At 73.1% G+C, this 16,972-nt stretch carries 13 protein-coding genes; 1 reads left to right on the forward strand and 12 read right to left on the reverse strand.

Going from position 1 to position 16,972, the window contains the following annotated elements; translation table 11 throughout:
- Nucleotides 1-45: 45 nt before the first annotated feature.
- From ACZ63J_RS08495 to ACZ63J_RS08525, 7 genes are all read right to left on the reverse strand, one after another.
- The gene (locus ACZ63J_RS08495) at nucleotides 46-4,980 is read right to left on the reverse strand and encodes a DUF6531 domain-containing protein (protein ID WP_465398655.1); all 4,935 of its coding nucleotides are present in this window, start codon (nucleotides 4,978-4,980) and stop codon (nucleotides 46-48) included.
- A gap of 34 nt (nucleotides 4,981-5,014) precedes the next feature.
- Entirely contained in the window at nucleotides 5,015-5,575 is a 561-nt protein-coding gene (locus tag ACZ63J_RS08500; protein ID WP_465398656.1) for a YbaB/EbfC family nucleoid-associated protein, read from the reverse strand.
- A complete protein-coding gene (locus tag ACZ63J_RS08505) occupies nucleotides 5,572-5,916 on the reverse strand; it encodes a type VII secretion target (RefSeq protein ID WP_465312437.1) in 345 nt (114 codons plus the stop codon). The genes ACZ63J_RS08500 and ACZ63J_RS08505 overlap by 4 nt, the downstream gene beginning before the upstream one ends.
- Nucleotides 5,917-5,920: 4 nt before the next feature.
- Nucleotides 5,921-7,906 (reverse strand): hypothetical protein, encoded by a 1,986-nt coding sequence (locus ACZ63J_RS08510; protein WP_465398657.1) that lies wholly within the window; start codon nucleotides 7,904-7,906, stop codon nucleotides 5,921-5,923.
- An 8-nt stretch (nucleotides 7,907-7,914) separates the two neighbouring features.
- Nucleotides 7,915-8,382, reverse strand: coding sequence for a hypothetical protein (locus ACZ63J_RS08515; protein ID WP_465312439.1), 468 nt, complete (start codon nucleotides 8,380-8,382; stop codon nucleotides 7,915-7,917).
- Nucleotides 8,383-8,401: 19 nt separating this feature from the next.
- The gene (locus tag ACZ63J_RS08520; RefSeq protein WP_465336863.1) at nucleotides 8,402-9,244 is read right to left on the reverse strand and encodes an ESX secretion-associated protein EspG; all 843 of its coding nucleotides are present in this window, start codon (nucleotides 9,242-9,244) and stop codon (nucleotides 8,402-8,404) included.
- Between the two features lie 164 nt (nucleotides 9,245-9,408).
- A complete protein-coding gene (locus ACZ63J_RS08525) occupies nucleotides 9,409-10,332 on the reverse strand; it encodes a 2-dehydropantoate 2-reductase (RefSeq protein ID WP_465398658.1) in 924 nt (307 codons plus the stop codon).
- Nucleotides 10,333-10,434: 102 nt separating this feature from the next.
- Between ACZ63J_RS08525 and ACZ63J_RS08530 the strand changes: the two genes are divergently transcribed.
- Nucleotides 10,435-11,343: a hypothetical protein gene (locus tag ACZ63J_RS08530; protein WP_465398659.1), complete on the forward strand. Its 909-nt coding sequence runs from the start codon at nucleotides 10,435-10,437 to the stop codon at nucleotides 11,341-11,343.
- Here ACZ63J_RS08530 and ACZ63J_RS08535 read toward each other — a convergent pair whose 3' ends face one another.
- The 5 genes from ACZ63J_RS08535 to ACZ63J_RS08555 form a co-directional block, all read right to left on the reverse strand.
- Entirely contained in the window at nucleotides 11,344-12,027 is a 684-nt protein-coding gene (locus ACZ63J_RS08535; protein ID WP_465398660.1) for a flavin reductase family protein, read from the reverse strand.
- Nucleotides 12,028-12,118: 91 nt separating this feature from the next.
- Complete coding sequence (locus tag ACZ63J_RS08540; protein ID WP_465398661.1) at nucleotides 12,119-12,928, reverse strand: FAD binding domain-containing protein; 810 nt, start codon at nucleotides 12,926-12,928, stop codon at nucleotides 12,119-12,121.
- Nucleotides 12,925-13,395: a (2Fe-2S)-binding protein gene (locus ACZ63J_RS08545; protein WP_465312445.1), complete on the reverse strand. Its 471-nt coding sequence runs from the start codon at nucleotides 13,393-13,395 to the stop codon at nucleotides 12,925-12,927. Before ACZ63J_RS08545 ends, ACZ63J_RS08540 begins: the two co-directional genes overlap by 4 nt.
- The gene (locus ACZ63J_RS08550) at nucleotides 13,392-15,719 is read right to left on the reverse strand and encodes a xanthine dehydrogenase family protein molybdopterin-binding subunit (RefSeq protein WP_465398662.1); all 2,328 of its coding nucleotides are present in this window, start codon (nucleotides 15,717-15,719) and stop codon (nucleotides 13,392-13,394) included. Before ACZ63J_RS08550 ends, ACZ63J_RS08545 begins: the two co-directional genes overlap by 4 nt.
- A gap of 55 nt (nucleotides 15,720-15,774) precedes the next feature.
- A complete protein-coding gene (locus ACZ63J_RS08555) occupies nucleotides 15,775-16,539 on the reverse strand; it encodes a sulfite exporter TauE/SafE family protein (protein ID WP_465398663.1) in 765 nt (254 codons plus the stop codon).
- Nucleotides 16,540-16,972: the final 433 nt, after the last annotated feature.

The raw sequence follows: 16,972 nt of genomic DNA on the forward strand, positions 1-16,972 counted from the left end.
CCCAGTGTCGACCCCCGGAAGCCGTCTGTCGAGATATTGACCCCGCTAGTGCCCGTTGCCGCTCAGGCCCAGCGAGCTGAAGTCGTGCCCCTTGGTGCCCTTCTTCCAGATCTCACCCGACGGCGTGGTGTACACGCCGGTGATGGTGTCCATCTTGGTGCCCACGGGCGGCAGCTCCGGCAGCTTGTTCATCCCGTTCCGGCGCATCGTGTCCAGCACGTTCTGGTCGATGCCCGTGTACTCGGCCTTGATCACCAGGTGGTCGCGGATCGAGCGCTCGAACGGGTTGGCGGAGTTCGGGAACTTGAACTCGTCGGAGACCTTGACGTGGTACTTGATCCCGACGTGGTCGATGCCCGCCTTCTGCCACGCCTCGCTGTTGGTGCGCCCGATCAGCTCCTTGACGCTGCTCTCGATGCCGTTCTTGTGCGCGCTGTTGGCCTTGGTGGTCAGCGGCGTCATGTTGTGCGACTCGCCGGGGCCGCCGATGTTGTCGTTCTCGAGGTGCCCCTTGACCCACTTCGCCTTCGGGTTGATGTTGTTGTCGTCCAGGTGCTTCTGCAGCTCCGGCGACAGCCCGCTGGTGTCCTTGGCCTTGTTGAGGTCCTCGACGTCGGTGAGCTCGCCGTCGCCCGGTGGGTTCCGGTCGTTGTTGGAGTCGCCCTTGCCGTACTTCTTCTTGCCCGGCGAGTCGTCCCAGCGGCCGCCCTCGGTGCCGCCGCCCTGCTTCTCGGTGCGGCCGGTCGCGGACGTGGGCACGTTCGCCTTCTTCGCCGGTCGCCCGGTCGACCCGGGGCCGAGGTCGCTGCCCGGCCGCTTCGGCGGCCGCGAGCCGCCGGCGCCCGGCGTGCCGGTGATCGGCTTCCCGCACGGCGACGTCAGCATCAGGCCCAGCGGGTCGACCGCGGCCAGCGGGTTCGGGACGTAGGCGGCCGGGTTCGGCGCCGGGCGCAGCCCGAGCGGGTCCTGGCTGAGGTAGCGGCCGGTGCCCGGGTCGTAGTAGCGGAAGACGTTGTAGTGCAGGCCGCTCTCCGGGTCGGCGTACTGGCCGGGGAAGCGCAGCGGCGTGCCGCCGGCCGTGACGACCTTGCCCCACAGGCCCGACCGGGCCCGCCAGGACAGGCCGCCACCCGGCTCGGCCAGCTCCGCCGGGGAGCCGATCTGGTCGGTGACGACGGCCTGCAGCCGCCAGCCGTCCGCCGTGCGCTCGGCCTGCGCGACCGGGCGGTCGTCGCCGGGGTGCCGTTCCCAGGTCAGCACCTGGGACCGGCCAGTGGCGTCGCTGTGGGCCTGCTCGACGAGCTGGGTGTCGGCCCAGGCGAAGTCGACCCGCTCGGCGACGCTGCCGTCGGCCGCGAGCCGCAGCTTGGCGATGCGGCGGCCGATCGGGTCGTAGCGGTAGCGCCACTGCGTGCCGTCCGGCGTGCGGACGCCGATCAGCCGGTCGACCGCGTCCCACTGGTAGGTCCAGGTCAGGACCCCGCCGGGGCTCTGCACGTGCCGGGCGACGAGCCGGCCCTGCGCGTCCTGGACGTACCCGACCGCGCCCGCGGCCGTCAGCGCGTTGGCCGCGAAGTGGCGGGGACCCGTCTCCGCGTCGACCGGCCACGCGCCGTCGACGGTGGTCTCGACGACCGAACCGGCGGCGTCGTAGCGGTAGTTCTCCCGGTGGTCGGCGGCGGCGACCTCGACCACGCGGCCCGCCGCGTCGTAGCGGTACTGGGTGACGCCGGCCGCGTCGGTGACCGCGGTCAGCGAGCCGTCGGGGCGGTAGTCGAACCGGCGCCGCTGCAAGGTGCCGTTCGGGGTGGAGACGAGCTGCCCGGTCAGCCGGTCGCCCGCGTCGAAGGTCTGGGCCAGCTCGAACGCGCCGTCGACGGTCCGCCGCACCTCGCGCCCGGCCGGGTCGTGCTCGAACCGGACGTCGTGGCCGGCGAAGGCCAGTGCGGCCGGGTTCCCCGCCGCGTCGAGCGTCCACCGGCTGTCGGCGCCCGAGGGCGTCCGGCGCGCGACGACGGACCCGTTGTCGGCGTAGGTCAGCTGGACGCTGCGGCCGTCGACGGTCTCGCGCAGCACCCGGCCCTGCCCGTCGCGCTCGAACTCCAGGACGACGTCACCCTCGACGGCCCGCACCAGCCGGCCCAGCGGGTCGTAGGCGAACCCGGTGATGCCCGTCGGGGTCTGCCGCCGGACCACGTTGCCGAGCGGGTCGTGGGTGTAGTCGACCGCCTCGCCCAGGCCGTTGACCGAGCGTGTCAGCTGGCCGGCGGCGTCGTAGTGGTAGCGCAGCACACGGCCGTCGAAGTCGCGTTCCTCGACCAGCCTGCCGACCGGGTCGTACCGGTAGTGCCAGGTCAGGCCGAGCGGGTTGGTCACCGACGTGAGCCTCAGCTCGGTGTCGTAGCCGTACACCGTCCGCGCGCCGGCGGCGTCGACGCTCGCGGTGCGCAGGCCGAACGGGCCGTACTCGGCGCGGTCCACCGCCCCCACGGCGTCGACGTGCTCGATCTCGTTGCCCTCGGCGTCATAGCGCCACTGCTCGCGTTCGCCGGTCCGCCCGGTCCGCGCCGCGCGCAGGCCCTCCACGGTCCATTCGAACCGGACCTGGCCGCCGAAGACGTCGCGGCGCACCCGCGGGCGGCCGAACAGGTCCCGGTGCTCCTCGGCGCCGCTTTCGAGCGGCTCGAGCCGCTGGTAGTCGAACTCGTAGGCCACGCCGACCTGCTGGGTCGCCAGGTCCGGCACTTCCTCGCCGAGCTCACCGGAGTACTCGCGCACCCACGTCCGCGGGCCGTCGGTCACGGTCGCGAACAACGGCTGCGCCGGGTCCACGTTCAGCTCGACGACCGACCCGTCGGGCCGGATCGCCGCGGTCGGGCGGCCCAGCGCGTCGTAGGTGAACGACGTCGTGCGGCCCAGCGCGTCGGTGCGCGCGAGCAGGCGGTCGTGGCGGTCGTGGACGAGCTCGGTGACCGCGCCGAGCGGGTCGGTCTCGCGCACCACCTGGTTCAGCGCGTTCAGCTCGAACGTCCAGGTGTGGCCCAGCGAGTCGGTGTGGCGGGTGACGCCCGGCTCGTAGCTGAAGCTGCCGTCGAGGTACCCCTGGTCGCCGACGGTGCGGACGCACCGGCCCGCCTGGTCGTAGACGTACCGGTACCAGGCGCCGTTGCGGTCCTGCCAGCCGGTGATCCGGCCCTCGACGTCGTAGTCGTACTTCATCGGCCGGCCGGAGGAGTTCACCACGGTGGCGAGCCGGCCGCGGTCGTCGTAGCCGTAGGCGGTGACCGGCACGGTCAGCGTGCCTTCGACGTCGACGACGGTCAGCTCGCGCAGCCGGCCGCCCTCGATGCGCAGGTCGACGCGGTAGCCGTCGGAGTGCAGCCAGGACAGCGGCCGGCCGGCCTCGTCGTGGGTGACCTCGATCGTGCGCCCGTCGCCGCCTTCGACCCGGGTCACCGGGAGGACGCGCACGCCGCGCGCCGGGGCGGGGCCGGACGGCGCGGCGAAGGCCAGCGACCGCCGCTGCGCCGGGTCGTCGAGCAGGTACTCGCCGGTCTCGTCGTCGATCGCCAGCGTCCAGCGCGGTCCTTCGAGCGCGAACACCGGATCACCGCCGCGCACCGGCAGCGGGTAGACGAGGATCATGCCGTCCGGCGAGAAGTAGCAGGCGTGCTCGTCGTCGAGCTCCAGCCGCTGGTCCACTGTGGACGCCCAGGAGGCGCCGAACAGCCGGCCCGCGCGGTAGGAGGAGACGTGGGTGCGCTCCAGCACGAGCGCGAGCGGGCCCGGGAAGTCGACGTCGGCCTGGGCGAGCACCATCTCGCCGGTCGCGACGTCGATCGGGTCGGACTTGCAGACGCGGTCGTCGCCGCCGACCCCGCGGTCGCGCGGGTTGTCCGGCTTGTTCGACGACGGGCTGGTGCTGTCGGGGCTCTTGCCGCCCCCGCCCTTGCCGGCGCCCGAGGGGCCGGTGCCCCCGCCGTCCGGCGTCGGGTCCGGGCTCTTCGGTGTGTCGTCCGGGCCCTTCGACGCGGGCGGCGGGTCGGTCTTCGGCGGCGGGTCGCCCTTGGCGCCCGAGGAGTGGGTGCTGTCGTCCGGGCCCTTCGAGGCCGGCGGCGGGTCCGTCTTGGCCGGCGGGGCGTCCGGGCCGCCCTTGCCCTTGGGCCCGTCCAGGCCCTTCGGGTTGCCGTTGATGTCGGCGTGCTTCGGCGGCGGCGCGCCCTTGCCGGGCTTGATCTTCCGCAGCGCCTTCGCGGCGTCGGTGAACAGGTCGCCGGCGCGCTTGAGCAGCGGGATCAGCGCCTTCAGCGCCGTGACCAGCCGCTTCACCAGATCGGCGATCTTCGACGCGGTCTTCGCGACCGCGCCGATCACCTGCGGCACCACCCAGGTGAGCCCGATGCCGAGGGTGAACACCACCTGCAGCGCCCAGCTGATCAGGTGCCCGATCAGCTCCGCGATGATGTCGCGGACCAGCGCGCGCACCGCGGCGACGACCTCACCGGCCGTCTTCACCCCGCTGGAAGCGCCTTCGCAGCCCTTCTGCGCGGTTTCCAGCAGCGTCACGGTGTCCTGGGCGCGCTGGCGGTAGGTGTCGCCGGCGTTGCCCGTCCAGGACGCGGTGTCGGCCTTGACCATGCCGGTCAGGTCCTCGCCGATGCTGCCCAGCTCGGCCGCGACGTTCTTCCAGGTCTCGGCCTGCGCGGCGATCTCGTCGGCGTTGCCGGTCAGCCCGTTCAGGGCCTCCTTGAGCGGCCCGACGTGCTCCATCAGCCAGCCGACGCCGGCCGCGAGGATCGCGCCGAACGGGTCCATCGCCATGGAGAGGGCGTCGAGGGCGGTCCCGACGGCCCCCATCGCGACGGCGGCCCAGTCACCGCTTTCGATCGCGGACTTCAGGTCGAACGCCGTCTCCAGCAGCGAAACGCCCGAGTACGCCTTCGTCGAGTCCTTCGTCTCCGCGACCAGCGGGTTCGCCACTAAACGGCCTTCCTGACGTACGGGGCGAACCGAATCACCACGGGTTGTTGTCTTCGTCGTCCGCCGCGGCGGGGCGCCGCGGCGGCGGCGAAGCCTGCGGGGCCGCCGGCGCCGGCGGAACTGCCGCGCCCCCGGCCGGGGCGGGCGGAACGGGCCCCGGCTCGGCGGGCGGCTGCGGCTCGTCCGGCTCGTCCGGGTCGGGGAACCGGCCGCGCAGCGAGTCGAGCAGCGCCGAGCGGGTCTCGCGGTCCTCGTCGCCGAGCTGTTCGCTCATCACGCCGGCGACCCGCTCGGCGATGCCGGACTGCGCCCGCCGCATCGTGGTCAGGATCTGCCGGGACAGCTCCTCGAGCGGGAACGACTTGACCTTGTTGCTGAAGGTGAGGTCGGTGACGGTGCCGTCCGCGCCGACGGTGACGCTGACCGCGCCGTCGGAGCTGGACGCGGTGAGCCGCAGCCGTTCGGTCTGCTCCTGCGCCGCCTGGTACCGCTGCGCCTTCGCCGCGAACCCGGCCGCCCAGTCGTCCATCCGGCGAATCGTCTCGTCCGGATCCCGCATCAGGTCCCCCAGCCCGTTGGTGCCCGGGCTTGTCATGCCTTCACCTTTTCTTCCGCCGTGCGCGGCGAAGCCGAGAGCTGACGCTCGAACGGCTGCGCGTTGCCTTCTTCACCGTCGCGATAGGACTGCGCGGCCGTGCGGACGTTGTCCGACAGCCCCTGCACGCCTTCGATCGACGCGTTCAGGGTGTCCTTCGCCTGCTCCCCCGTCGGCCGGATGATCGGCGGGAGGAACGCGCACAGCAGCCCGTACGCGTGGTCCGACATCGCCGTGTCCGCCGCCGAAACCGCCGTGTTCAGCCGGTCGATCAGGCTGTCCACGTGACTCGCGTGCGCAACCAGGTCGTCCGGCTCGACTTCGAAGCCGCCCGCCGTCATGCGCTCACTTCCAATCCTGGTTCTTCCAGTCGCCGATCACCGGGGGCGCCACGGCCTCTTCACCCGCGAAGAAGTTCGGGTCGTCGCTCTCGAGGTAGGCGGCTGCCTTGTGTTCCTTGTCGTCTTCCTTCTTACCGCCCTTGGCGCCGGCGCCCATGCCGCCCATGCCGGGCTGGCCCGCCGCGCCGGCCGCACCGCGCCCGGACATCGCATTGCGCGCTGCCGCCGCTTCGGCCTCCGCGGCCGCGCCGGACGCGGCACCACCGCTGAGGTTGCCGACGCCGCGCCCGCTCGCCCCGCCGGCCCCGGCGCCGCCGGTGCCGCCGCCGATCCCCCCGAGGGAACCGCCGCCGCCCGCGCCGCCACCGCCGATCCCGCCGAGCCGGCTCGCGATGCTCTCGCCGTTGATCCCGCCGCCGCGGCCGATGGTCGGCAGCTTGCCGCCGCCGATCCCGCCCGTGCCGCCGATCCCGCCGGTGCCGGTGGGCAGCCCGGTGATCGGGTCGATGCCCGGCGGGGTGAAGCCCGGGATCGGGCTGCCGCCGCGGATGCCGCCGGAGCCGCCACCCGGGATGTCCGGGATGGGGATGTTCGGCGGGGTGTACCCGCTGCCGCCGGGCCCGCCGCCGCCCGGGATGCCCGAGGGCGAGAAGCCGGACGTCGTCGTCGTGTCGCTGGGGTGCGGGATCGACGAGCCGGGGATGCCGGCGCCGGAGAAGCTGCCGCCGCCGGGGGTGTTCGGCATGTCGAAGTTCGGCGGGGTGAAGCCGCCGCCACCGGCGCCCGAGCCACCCGCGCCGCCCCCGCCCGAGGCGGCGGGGATGCCCGCACCCGAGAACCCGGAACCGCCCGGGCCGGAGCCGCCGGGACCGCCCGAGCCGTCGCCGGGGATGCCGCTGCCGGAGAAGCCGGAGCCGCCGGCTCCCGACCCGCCGCCGGGAATGCCCGCACCGGGGCCGCCCGCGCCCGAGCCGCCGGGGCCGTTGACCCCGTCGAAGCCGGCCGCGGACCCGTCGGCCGGGATCCTCGCCGAGGCCTGGTCCGCCAGGGTGCGCGCGGCCAGCGGCTCGGCGCCGCCGGAGCCCGCCCCGCCCGAGCCACGGGCCATGCTGTCGCGGTTGGTCGCGGTGGCGGACGGCAGCTTCGGCGGAGCCGGGAACCGCGGCGTCGCGACCGCGCCGCCGATGGTCTCGTCGTACTGCGTCATGATCTGCGCCGCGTGGTCGCGCGCGGCCGTCTGCGCCCGGTAGGTCTGCATGGCCTCGCCGGCCGCCGCCGCGTACTGCACCGGGTCGGTCATCGACATCAGGCGCTGGTTGGTGCTCTGCAGGTCGAACTGCACCGGCGGGTTGGCCGCCATCTGCCGCTGGGTCTCGTTGAGCGTCTGCGAGTGGATCTCCTGCTGGCGCCCGGCCAGCGTCGCGCCCTGCGCGGTCGCGCCCAGCCACTTGCCGACCCCGGCGAGGTGCTCGCGGACGGCGTCACCCGCGTCACCCTGCCAGTTGCTGGTGCTCGCGTTGATCGCGTCACCGAGGGTCTTCTGGTGCGTGCCCAGGTCGTTGCCGACGCTCACCCACTCCTCCGAGGTCTCCGCGACGGTCGCCGGGTTGGCGTCCTTCGTGATGGCCTCGTTCATCTGCTCGTGGCTGGCGTTGGCCCACAGGGTCTTCGGCGCGCCGCCGTTCTCACGCATCGTCAGGCCCTCGTCGAGGCCGTGCTTCGCGTCGTCCAGGTGCTGCTGGTACAGCTCCTGGATCTTCTTGTCGCGCAGCACCGGGTCGACGGCCGGGCCGAGCCAGCCGGCCCGGATCTCGTCGTCGATCTGCTTGGTCGCCATCTCGCGGATCTCGTCGCCCGAGGGCGTGTTGTCCGTTTTCAGCGGCCCGACGTAGTACTTCGACGACGAATCGGCCGTCACGTCGTAGAGCGGGCTGCGCGGGTTGTAGTCCGGGGACGAGGGGTCCGACACGGACTCGGCGGTGGCTGCCACGGTCTCCCTCAGCTCTGGTCGGCGGTCGGGAGCGCGACGATCTTCGCCTGCGTGTCCTCTTCCCGCGACTTGTAGTTCTGCTTGGCCAGCTTGATGGCTTCGATGTAGGTCGGGAACTCCTGCCGGGCGGCCTGCAGCTGCGTGACCAGGCCGTTCTCGTCGGCGGCGGTGCTGACCATGTGCGCGGAGACCCACTGCCCGGTCGCGGTGCGGCTCATCGCCGGCGCGTCGTGCAGGCGCTGCAGGTTGGCCCAGCGCTGCTCGAGCGACTCCAGCACGCCCTCGAGGGCCTCGATCAGCTTGTTGCCCGTGGTGTCGTCGATGGCGAAGCCGCCGCTCTGGGCGAGCCGCTTCAGCTGAGCACCGGCGAGGCCGATCCGGACCGCGGCCAGCGCCTTCGTCTCGGGCGTCGTCGCGGACTGCAGCTGCATCGTCGCTTGGAGAGCCTGGGCGGTCGCCTCGGTCTCTTCCGTCATCAGGGCTGTTCCTTCCCGGTCAGTAGACCGCGGCGATCGCGCGGCGGATGGCGCGGGCGAGGTCGGCCCGCCCGGCCGGTGCGTACTCCGCCGTCAGTTCCCCGGCCTCGCCGGTGGTGGTGTGCACGAGGTAGCGGCCGTCGGCGGTGTCGAGCCAGCTCAGCGGTTCACCCGCGACCCGCTCCCCGTGCCGGCCCTGCGCGGTGACGGCGATGTGGCCGCCGCCCAGCCGCGGCTCGGCGAGCACCCGCTCGAGCACCGCGACGTCGGACTGCTTGGGCGCCGGCGGACGGCGGCCCGGCCGCACGACGGCCTTGACCTCGATCATGCCGAAGGCGTCGGTCTCTTCCTCGTCGAACTCCGCGTCCGCGATCCGCTTGGCCGTCATCGCCGAGACCTCGCGCCCGGCGGCGCGGTGCACGACGTGCTTGCCGGTGGTCGCGGCCGGGGCCGGCGGCAGGACGCCGGTGACCACCTCGACCAGCTCCTCGTCCGCGAAGAGCGAGAACAGCAGGTCGTCGGTGTCCGGGGCCTGGGTGACGCCGAGCGCTTGGGCGCCGTCGGTGACCACGAGGACGGCGACGTCGGCGCCGAGGCCGTCGATCCCGCTCACGGCAACCGAAACACGGGGCGCGGCGAGCAGCTCGAACGCCGTCCGCACCCCCGGGTGCAGCTCGCCCGAAACCGAAAGCCGGCGCTCCTCGAGCGCGTCGTAGACCTGACGCGCGACCCCGACGAACCGCACCGGGTCGGCCGGGAGGTTCCCGGCGCGCAACGGGTACCGCCGGACGTCGCCACCGGTCGCCCGACCGACGACGAGGGCTTCGACGACCCCGAGGACGAACTCGAACCTGTCCGCCATTTCCCCTCGCTGCTTCTTGTGCGAACCCAAGCGGTCAAACCCTCAAGCAACTCTCTTGACGAAGATTAGCAGTGCCGCATGTCCGCGCGTCGGCACCGCCACCCGGGTGCCCGAAAGACCACGATCCCCGGGACTGTGCGGGCAAAGCGCCCTCCGTGACCAGCTCACCCGATGCGGTGCTGGTGCACCCGCAGCTGCAGGGTGACCAGGTCCAACAGCGGCACTGCGACGTCCCGCTCACGGGCACGCGCGGTGAGGTCGCCGAAGATCTGCTCTCCCTCGACCGGGTGACCGCTCAGCAGGTCGCGGTACAACGAAGAACCACCCGTCCCGGGATCGGTGACGATCCGGCGCGTGGCCTCGAGCTCCGCGGCGGGCACGGGGTACCCGGCGGCTTCGGCGACCGCGGCCGCTTCGGCCACGACGGCCTCGGCGAACTCCCGGCCGCCGGGCACGGCGACGACGTCGCCGGTGGTGCCCCGCATCAGGCTGTTCACGGCGCCGATCGCCGCGATGAACACCCATTTCGCCCACATCGACCCGGTGATCCGCTCGTCGAGCGCGGCCGGGAAACCGGCGTCGCGCAGGGCGGCGTCGACGTCGGCGAGCCGGGCCGGCGCGGGCTCGGTCCGGGCGCCGTAGGCCAGGTTCTGCAACGGCCCGAGCCGCCGGATGGCGCCGTCGTCGTCGAGGGTGGTCTGCACCTTGGCGACCCCGCCGAGCACGGCGGCCTTCCCGAACCGCGCGTCGAGGACGTCGAGGTGCGCGAGTCCGTTGAGGAACGGGAGGATCAGCGTCTCCGGGCCGACCGCGGGGGCGAAATCGTCGATGGCCGAGGTCAGGCCGGTTGCTTTGACAGCAAGGAGAACGAGGTCGTAGGTCTCGTCCAGCGAGCCGGTTTCGACGAGGGCCGGTTCCAGCACGGTGTCTTCCCCGAGGCCGGTGATCCGCAGGCCGCGTTCCCGCAGCAGTTTCGCCCGCGCCGGCCGCACCAGGAAGGTGACGTCCCGGCCCGCCCGCAGCAGCCGTCCGCCGAAGTACCCACCGGTCGCACCGGCGCCCACCACCAGGATCCGCAAGTCGCTCACGACGCGAAGGTACGCCGCGGCCACAGCGTCCCCACAGCAAGACACAGCAAACGGACAGCTGAAAACGGGGGCCGATCGCCGCTCGCGAGGCGTTGACCAGGCATGGGAAGACGGATCGGCTGGGTGCTCGCCGGCGCCGGGGTGACAGTGGCGGCGCTGACGGCGGGGATTCTGGCGGCGACCGATCGGAGTGAGATCACGCCTACGGCCGCCACGGCGTCGCCCCCACCGGCCACTTCTCCCCCGCCGACCTCGTCCACCGCTCCTTACCCGGACCTTTCCTCGGTGGCGTCCGACGTCTCGGACGCGGTGACGTCGGCGTCACGCGGCACGACTGTGGGGTTCGTGCTGTACGACCGCCGGTCCGGCAAGGTGCTGGCGTCCCAGGACGCCGACGAGCCGTACTACACGGCATCGGTGGTCAAGCTCCTGATCGCGATCGACGAGGTCCGCGACGACGAGACGGGCGCGTGGGCCCTCCCGGACGCCGACGACGTCGAGGACCTGACGGACATGCTGGCGGGCAGCAACGACGCGATCGCCTCCACGTTCTGGGAGCAGAACGGCGGCACCGGCATCGTCACCCGCACGGCGGCCCTGATCGGGCTGTCGAACACCACTCCGCCCACGGATCCGACGCAGTGGGGAATGGCGAAGACGACCGCGTCGGACGTGGTGGCGGTGTACTCGTACCTCGAGGACGTGGTGCCGGACGAGGTGGCCTCCCCGCTGCTGGCGGCGTTGGCCGACGCCCGGAACCCCGCCGACGACGGCTGGGACCAGTACTTCGGGATTCCGGACGGCCTGCCGGGGACGTCGTGGCAGATCAAGCAGGGGTGGATGATCCTGCGCAACGCGCTGGTGCTCAACACGACCGGGGTGGTGGGCGGGCGGTTCGTCGTGGTGTTGCTGACGCAGCAGCCGCTGGTGAGCTCGGCCAAGGGGCGTGCGGCGGTGACGGCGGGGATCAAGACGCTGGGGCCGGTGCTTTCCCAGCTGACCGCGGCGTGACTAAACGGCCCGGGCCCGCTCGATGTCCGGGCCCCGGTACATCCGCTCGGGAATCCGGGCCAGCGTGGACGGGTGCACCTGGGGCCCCAGCCCGTAAAGCTTCTGGAAGCTCATGATGAGCGGCCGCCAGGCGTCGGGGTCGATGCGGTCGGCGTGCCCGTCCAGCCGGACGGAGTCGTGCACGAACACCCGCTGGACCCGGACCTCGATGGCGACGATGCCGCCCTTCTGCCGGGGATCGTCGTCCGCAACGGGATGCACGGCCTCGACGACGGCCTCCATCGCAACCGGACACTCGGCGACCCGAGGCGGGGCAACGGTCTCGGAAGGCACCGGGGTCAGCCCGGCCCGCGAGAACTTGTCGGCGACGTGGAAGTATCCGCGCTGCTGCTTGCCGGCGGGCACCGGATCGGACCCGGTGGTCAGCGCGAGCCGGTCGACCGCCCCGGCGAGCGCGTCCGAAGGCAGGTTGAGCACGCACTCCCGCGTGCGCAGGAGGTTCTGGGCGGTCTTGGACCGCGCCCCGAGCCCGAGCATCGCCCGCCAGCCGAGCCAGAACGCCGACGACATCGGAGCCAGGTTGGGCGAGCCGTCCTCGTTGGTGCTGGAAATGAGCACCACCGGGGTGCCGAAATAGAGGATTCCGGGCTCGATGGCCGTGTGTGCAAGGGTTTCCGTCTTCACGACACCGAGTGTGCCGTCTCCGGAACACCCCACGCTGGCGGGAATCGGCCGTCGCGATCACCGGCGGGAGCACCGGTGATCGCGACGTGCTTCAGCGGGCCGTGGTGAGCGCCCGGCGGGTCAGCACCCGGGCCAGGTGGCGGCGGTACTCGGCCGTCGCGTGGGGCTCGTCCGGCGGGTTCGTTCCCTCCGCCGCCAGCTCGGCCGCCTCCGTGACGGACGCCCCCGCAGCCAGCGCGGCCTCGGTGGCCGGCGCCCGCAGCGGCACCCCGCCCATGTTCACCAGGCCGACCCGGCCGCCGACGACGGCCACCCCGACCATCGCCCAGTCGATCGCGCGGCGGGTGAACTTCTCGAAACCCCAGCCCTGACCGGCCTGCGACGGCAGGCGGATCTCCGTCAGCAGCTCGTCCGGCTCCAGCGGCGTCGTGAACGGGCCGAGGAAGAACTCCGACGCCGGGATCCGCCGCTCCCCCGCCGGGCCGCGCGCGACCAGCACCGCGTCCGAGGCCAGCACCGCCGCCGGCAGGTCGGCCGCGGAGTCCGCGTGCACCAGCGACCCGCCGATCGTGCCGCGGTGGCGGACCTGCCGGTCGCCGACCACGCCCGACGCGTGCGCCAGCAGCGGCGCGTGCTCCAGCAGCACCGGGTCGCGCTCGAGGTCGCTGTAGCGCGACAGCGCGCCGATCACGACGTCGTCGCCGTCGAGGCGGACGTGGCGGAGCTCGTCGAGCGGCCCGATGTCGACCAGGTACTCCGGCGCCGCGAGCCGCAGCTTCATCAGCGGCAGCAGGGAATGCCCGCCCGCCAGCACCTTCGCCTCGTCGCCGAGGGCGGCCAGCCGGGCCACCGCTTCGTCCACAGTGGACACCCGTTCGTAGCGGAACTCGGCGGGGATCACCGGTCCACCTCCTGCCCGGACGCGTCGATCACGGCGCTCACGATGTTGTGGTACCCCGTGCAGCGGCACAGGTTCCCCTCGAGCCCGGCGCGCACCTCGTCGCGCGAGGGCTTCGGGTTGTCGGCCAGCAGCGACACCGACGCCATGATCATGCCGGGCGTGCAGAACCCGCACTGCAGACCGTGCTGCTCGCGGAACGCCCGCTGCACGGGGTGCAGCGAACCATCCGAAGAGGACAGTCCCTCGACGGTGGTGACGGCGTGGCCGTCGGCCTGCGCGGCCAGCACCGTGCACGACTTGACCGACTCGCCGTCGAGCAGGACCGTGCAGGCGCCGCACGACGTCGTGTCGCAGCCGATGTTCGTGCCGGTGAAGCCGGCGGTGTCGCGCAGGAAGTGCACCAGCAGCGTCCGGTCCGGCACCTCCTCGGCCACCGGCCGCCCGTTGACCTCGATCGAAACCTTCACCGCGCGTTTCCCTTCCGAGCTGTGACAACCGGGGCTTCGCCCCAGGCCGGGGGCTCCGCCACCCGGACCCCCTGTGAAGCAGCCTGTTCGAGTGCGGCCCAGACCCGGATCGGCGTCGTGGGCATGTCCAGGTGGTCGACACCGCGGGCGCGCAGCGCGTCGACCACGGCGTTGTGCACCGCCGGCGTCGAACCGATCGTCGCCGCCTCGCCGATCCCCTTGACCCCGAGCAGGTTCCGGTCGGTCGGCGTGGCCATGTCGACCAGCTCGAAGTCCGGCAGCTCGACCGCGGTGACGAACGAGTAGTCCGCCAGGCTCGCGGTGGTCGGGTTGCCGTCGTCGTCGTAGGTGACGACCTCCAGCAGCGCCTGCGCCGCGCCCTGCCCGAGGCCGCCGTGGCGCTGGCCGCGGAAGGTCAGCGGGTTGACGATCGGGCCGGCGTCGTCGACGGCGACGATCCGCCGCAGCTCGACCTTGCCGGTCTCGGTGTCGACCTCGACGACGGCGAGGTGCGCGCCGAACGGGAACGTCGGCTTGCCGCCGCCGAACCAGACGTCGGCGGAAAGCTTGCCCTCACCGGCGGTTTCGGCGACCTGCGCCCAGCTGAGCACCGTGCTCGACGGCGCGCCCTTGACCTGCCAGACGCCGCGTTCGGCGTCCAGCTCGAGGTCGTCGGCGGACGCTTCCAGGAGGTCGGCCGCCAGTTCGCGCGCCTGCGCGATCACCTCGTCGGCCGCCTGCCGGATCGCCGATCCGCCCAGCTGCAGCGACCGCGACCCGAAGGTGCCGACGGCCTTCGGCACCTCGTCGGTGTCGCCGTGCCGGACGGTGATCTTGTCGAGCGGCACGCCCAGCTGGTCGGACAGCAGCATCGCCAGCGACGTGCCGAGCCCCTGCCCGTGCGGCGAGCTGCCGGTCCAGGCGACGACCGAGCCGTCCGGGTGGATGTCGACGCGGCCGCTCTCGCCGCCGGCGTCGCCGCCGGTGATCTCGACGTACGCGGCGATGCCGAGACCCAGCTCGACCGGGTCGCCCTCGTCCCGGCGCCGCTGCTGCTCGGCGCGCAGTTCGGCGTACCCGGCGGCTTCGAGCGCCTTGTCCAGCGCCGCCGCGTACTCGCCCGTGTCGTAGGACGCGCCGGTCGGCGTGGTGTACGGGAACTCCTCGGGCCGGATGAAGTTGACCCGGCGGACCTCGGCGGGGTCGAGCTCCAGCGTGGCGGCGAAGACGTCCATCGCGCGTTCGAGCACGGCGGTCGCCTCCGGCCGGCCCGCGCCGCGGTAGGCCGCGATCGGCGTGGTGTTCGTGACGACCGCGCGGCTGCGCGTCTCCACCTTCGGGAAGCGGTAGACGCCGACGGCCATCAGCTCGGTCAGCGTCGGCAGGAACAGCGTCCGGGGGTAGGCGCCCGCGTCCTGGATGACGTCGAGGCGGTACGCGAGGACGGTGCCGTCGCGCTTGCCGCCGAGGGTCACGGTGTTGCGCTGCGCGCGGCCGTGGGTCATCGCCGTGAGGTTCTCGCTGCGGGACTCGACCCAGCGGACCGCGCGGCCGGTCTCCTTCGCCGCCCACGCCAGCACGGTCGCTTCGGGGTCGGCGCCGATCTTCGCGCCGAAGCCGCCGCCGACGTCCGGGGCGATGACGCGGACGCGGTCTTCGCCGACACCGAGACTTCCGGCCAGCTGCGAGCGGGCGATCTGGGCGTTCTGCGTGGAAAGCCAGACGGTCAGCCTGCCGTCTTCGCCCCAGACGCACGACCCGCCGCGGACTTCGAGCGGCGCGGGCGCGACCCGCTGGTTGACGATGGTCCGCGACACGACCACGTCGCAGTCGGCGAAGATCTCGTCGTCGAAGGTCTCCGCGCCGTTGACCTGCATGACGTTGCTGCCGGTCTCCGGGTACAGCAGCGTTTCCCCCGCGAGCGCGGCGTCGATGCTCGCGACGGCGTCCAGCGGGTCGTAGTCGATGTCGACCAGCTCGGCCGCGTCGGCCAGCTGGTAGCGCTCTTCGGTGAGGACGAGCGCGACGGGTTCGCCGACATACCGGACAACTCCGTCGGCCAGCCACGGTTCCTTGACCGGTCCCGCCGCGTGCGGGTCGAGTCCGAGGTCGGCGGCGGTGAACACGCCGACCACCCCCGCCGCCGCCTTCGCCTCGGTCACGTCGATGCCGCCGATCCGCGCGTGCGCGACCGGACTGCGGACGAACACCGCGTGTGCGGCGCCGGAAAGCGCTTCCTCCCGCAGATCGTCCACATAGGTGCCGCCTGCGGTGATCAGGTTCTCGTCCTCTTGGCGGACCACCCTGGTCCCGACAATGCTCATCTGGTCTCCTGCTCGCCGTTACCCGCCCGATCATGCCCTGTCCGGCGGGCCGGCGTCATCCGGCGAACGCCTTCCAGCCCAGCACGACAGCGAGCGCGAGCCCGGCAACACCGATCCCGATGCGCAACGGCGTCGCCGGCAGGTGACGCACGAGGGTCGCCCCCAGCCAGGAGCCGCCGAGCGACCCGAGGCAGACGGCGAGCGCGGCCGGCCAGACGACCTTGCCGGTGACCGAAAAGACGATCGCGGCGAGCAGGTTCGCCGAACCGGTGACCAGGTTCTTCGCCGCGTTCGTCCGGGCGAGCGGCTGGCTCCAGACGGACACGAGCAGCGCGAGCATGAGCACCCCGGCGGCGGCGCCGAAGTACCCGCCGTAGATCCCGATGCAGAACGCGGCGACGGCGGTGGCCGGGCTCAAGCCGTGGTGTTCGGCGCCTTCGGCCAGCCGGCGCAGCCGCGGGCCCGCCATCAGCACGAGCGAGGCGCCGCCGATCAGCCACGGGACGACGACGGTGAACGCGCCGGACGGCGTCAGCAGCAGCACGGCCCCGCCGCACGCGCCGCCGACGGTGGTGAGCAGGCAGAGCGGGACGAGCTTGCGCCGCTGCCCGGCAAGCTCGGGCCGAGCCCCGGCGGCGGCGCCGGCGGTGGTCCCGAGCATCGCGACGGTGTTGGTGACGTTAGCGACCACTGGCGGCAGCCCCGCGGCGAGCAGGGCGGGATAGGAGACGAGCGAGGCGAGCCCGGCGACCGCGCCGGTCAGTCCGGCGCCGACACCGGCGAGGACGAGCAGGAGGAGAACGCCGGGGTCTGTGATCACGTTGTCATCTCAGCACGGCGGTGGGTTCGCGCCGCGGTGGGCTTGGACCCAACGGCCGCGGACGCGCCCGCTCGCGCCCCCGTTTGCTTGGCCCCACCGGCCCGGCGCCTGCTCGGCCCCGGCCAGCCCGGTCCCACCAGCCCCGACGCGCCCGCTCGCGCCCCGCGCGGCTTGGTCTCGTCTGCCCGACGCTTGTTCGGGCCTGGGTCAGCCCGGTCCCACCAGCCCCGACGCGCCCGCCCGAACCCCGGCCAGCCCGGTCCCACCCGCCCCCGGCGCCATGAATGACTCATTCATCGCGTCCGAGGTCAGGGTTCCGGCAAAGTCGGTGGCACCTGGTTCCGGTGTCGGGGGGGGGGGGGGGGGGGGGGGGGGGGGGTGGGGGGGGGCCGGCGCGGAGGGTCAAAAAGGGGGGGGGGGGGGGGGGGGGAGG

The organism is Amycolatopsis sp. NPDC104863 (assembly GCF_055582965.1).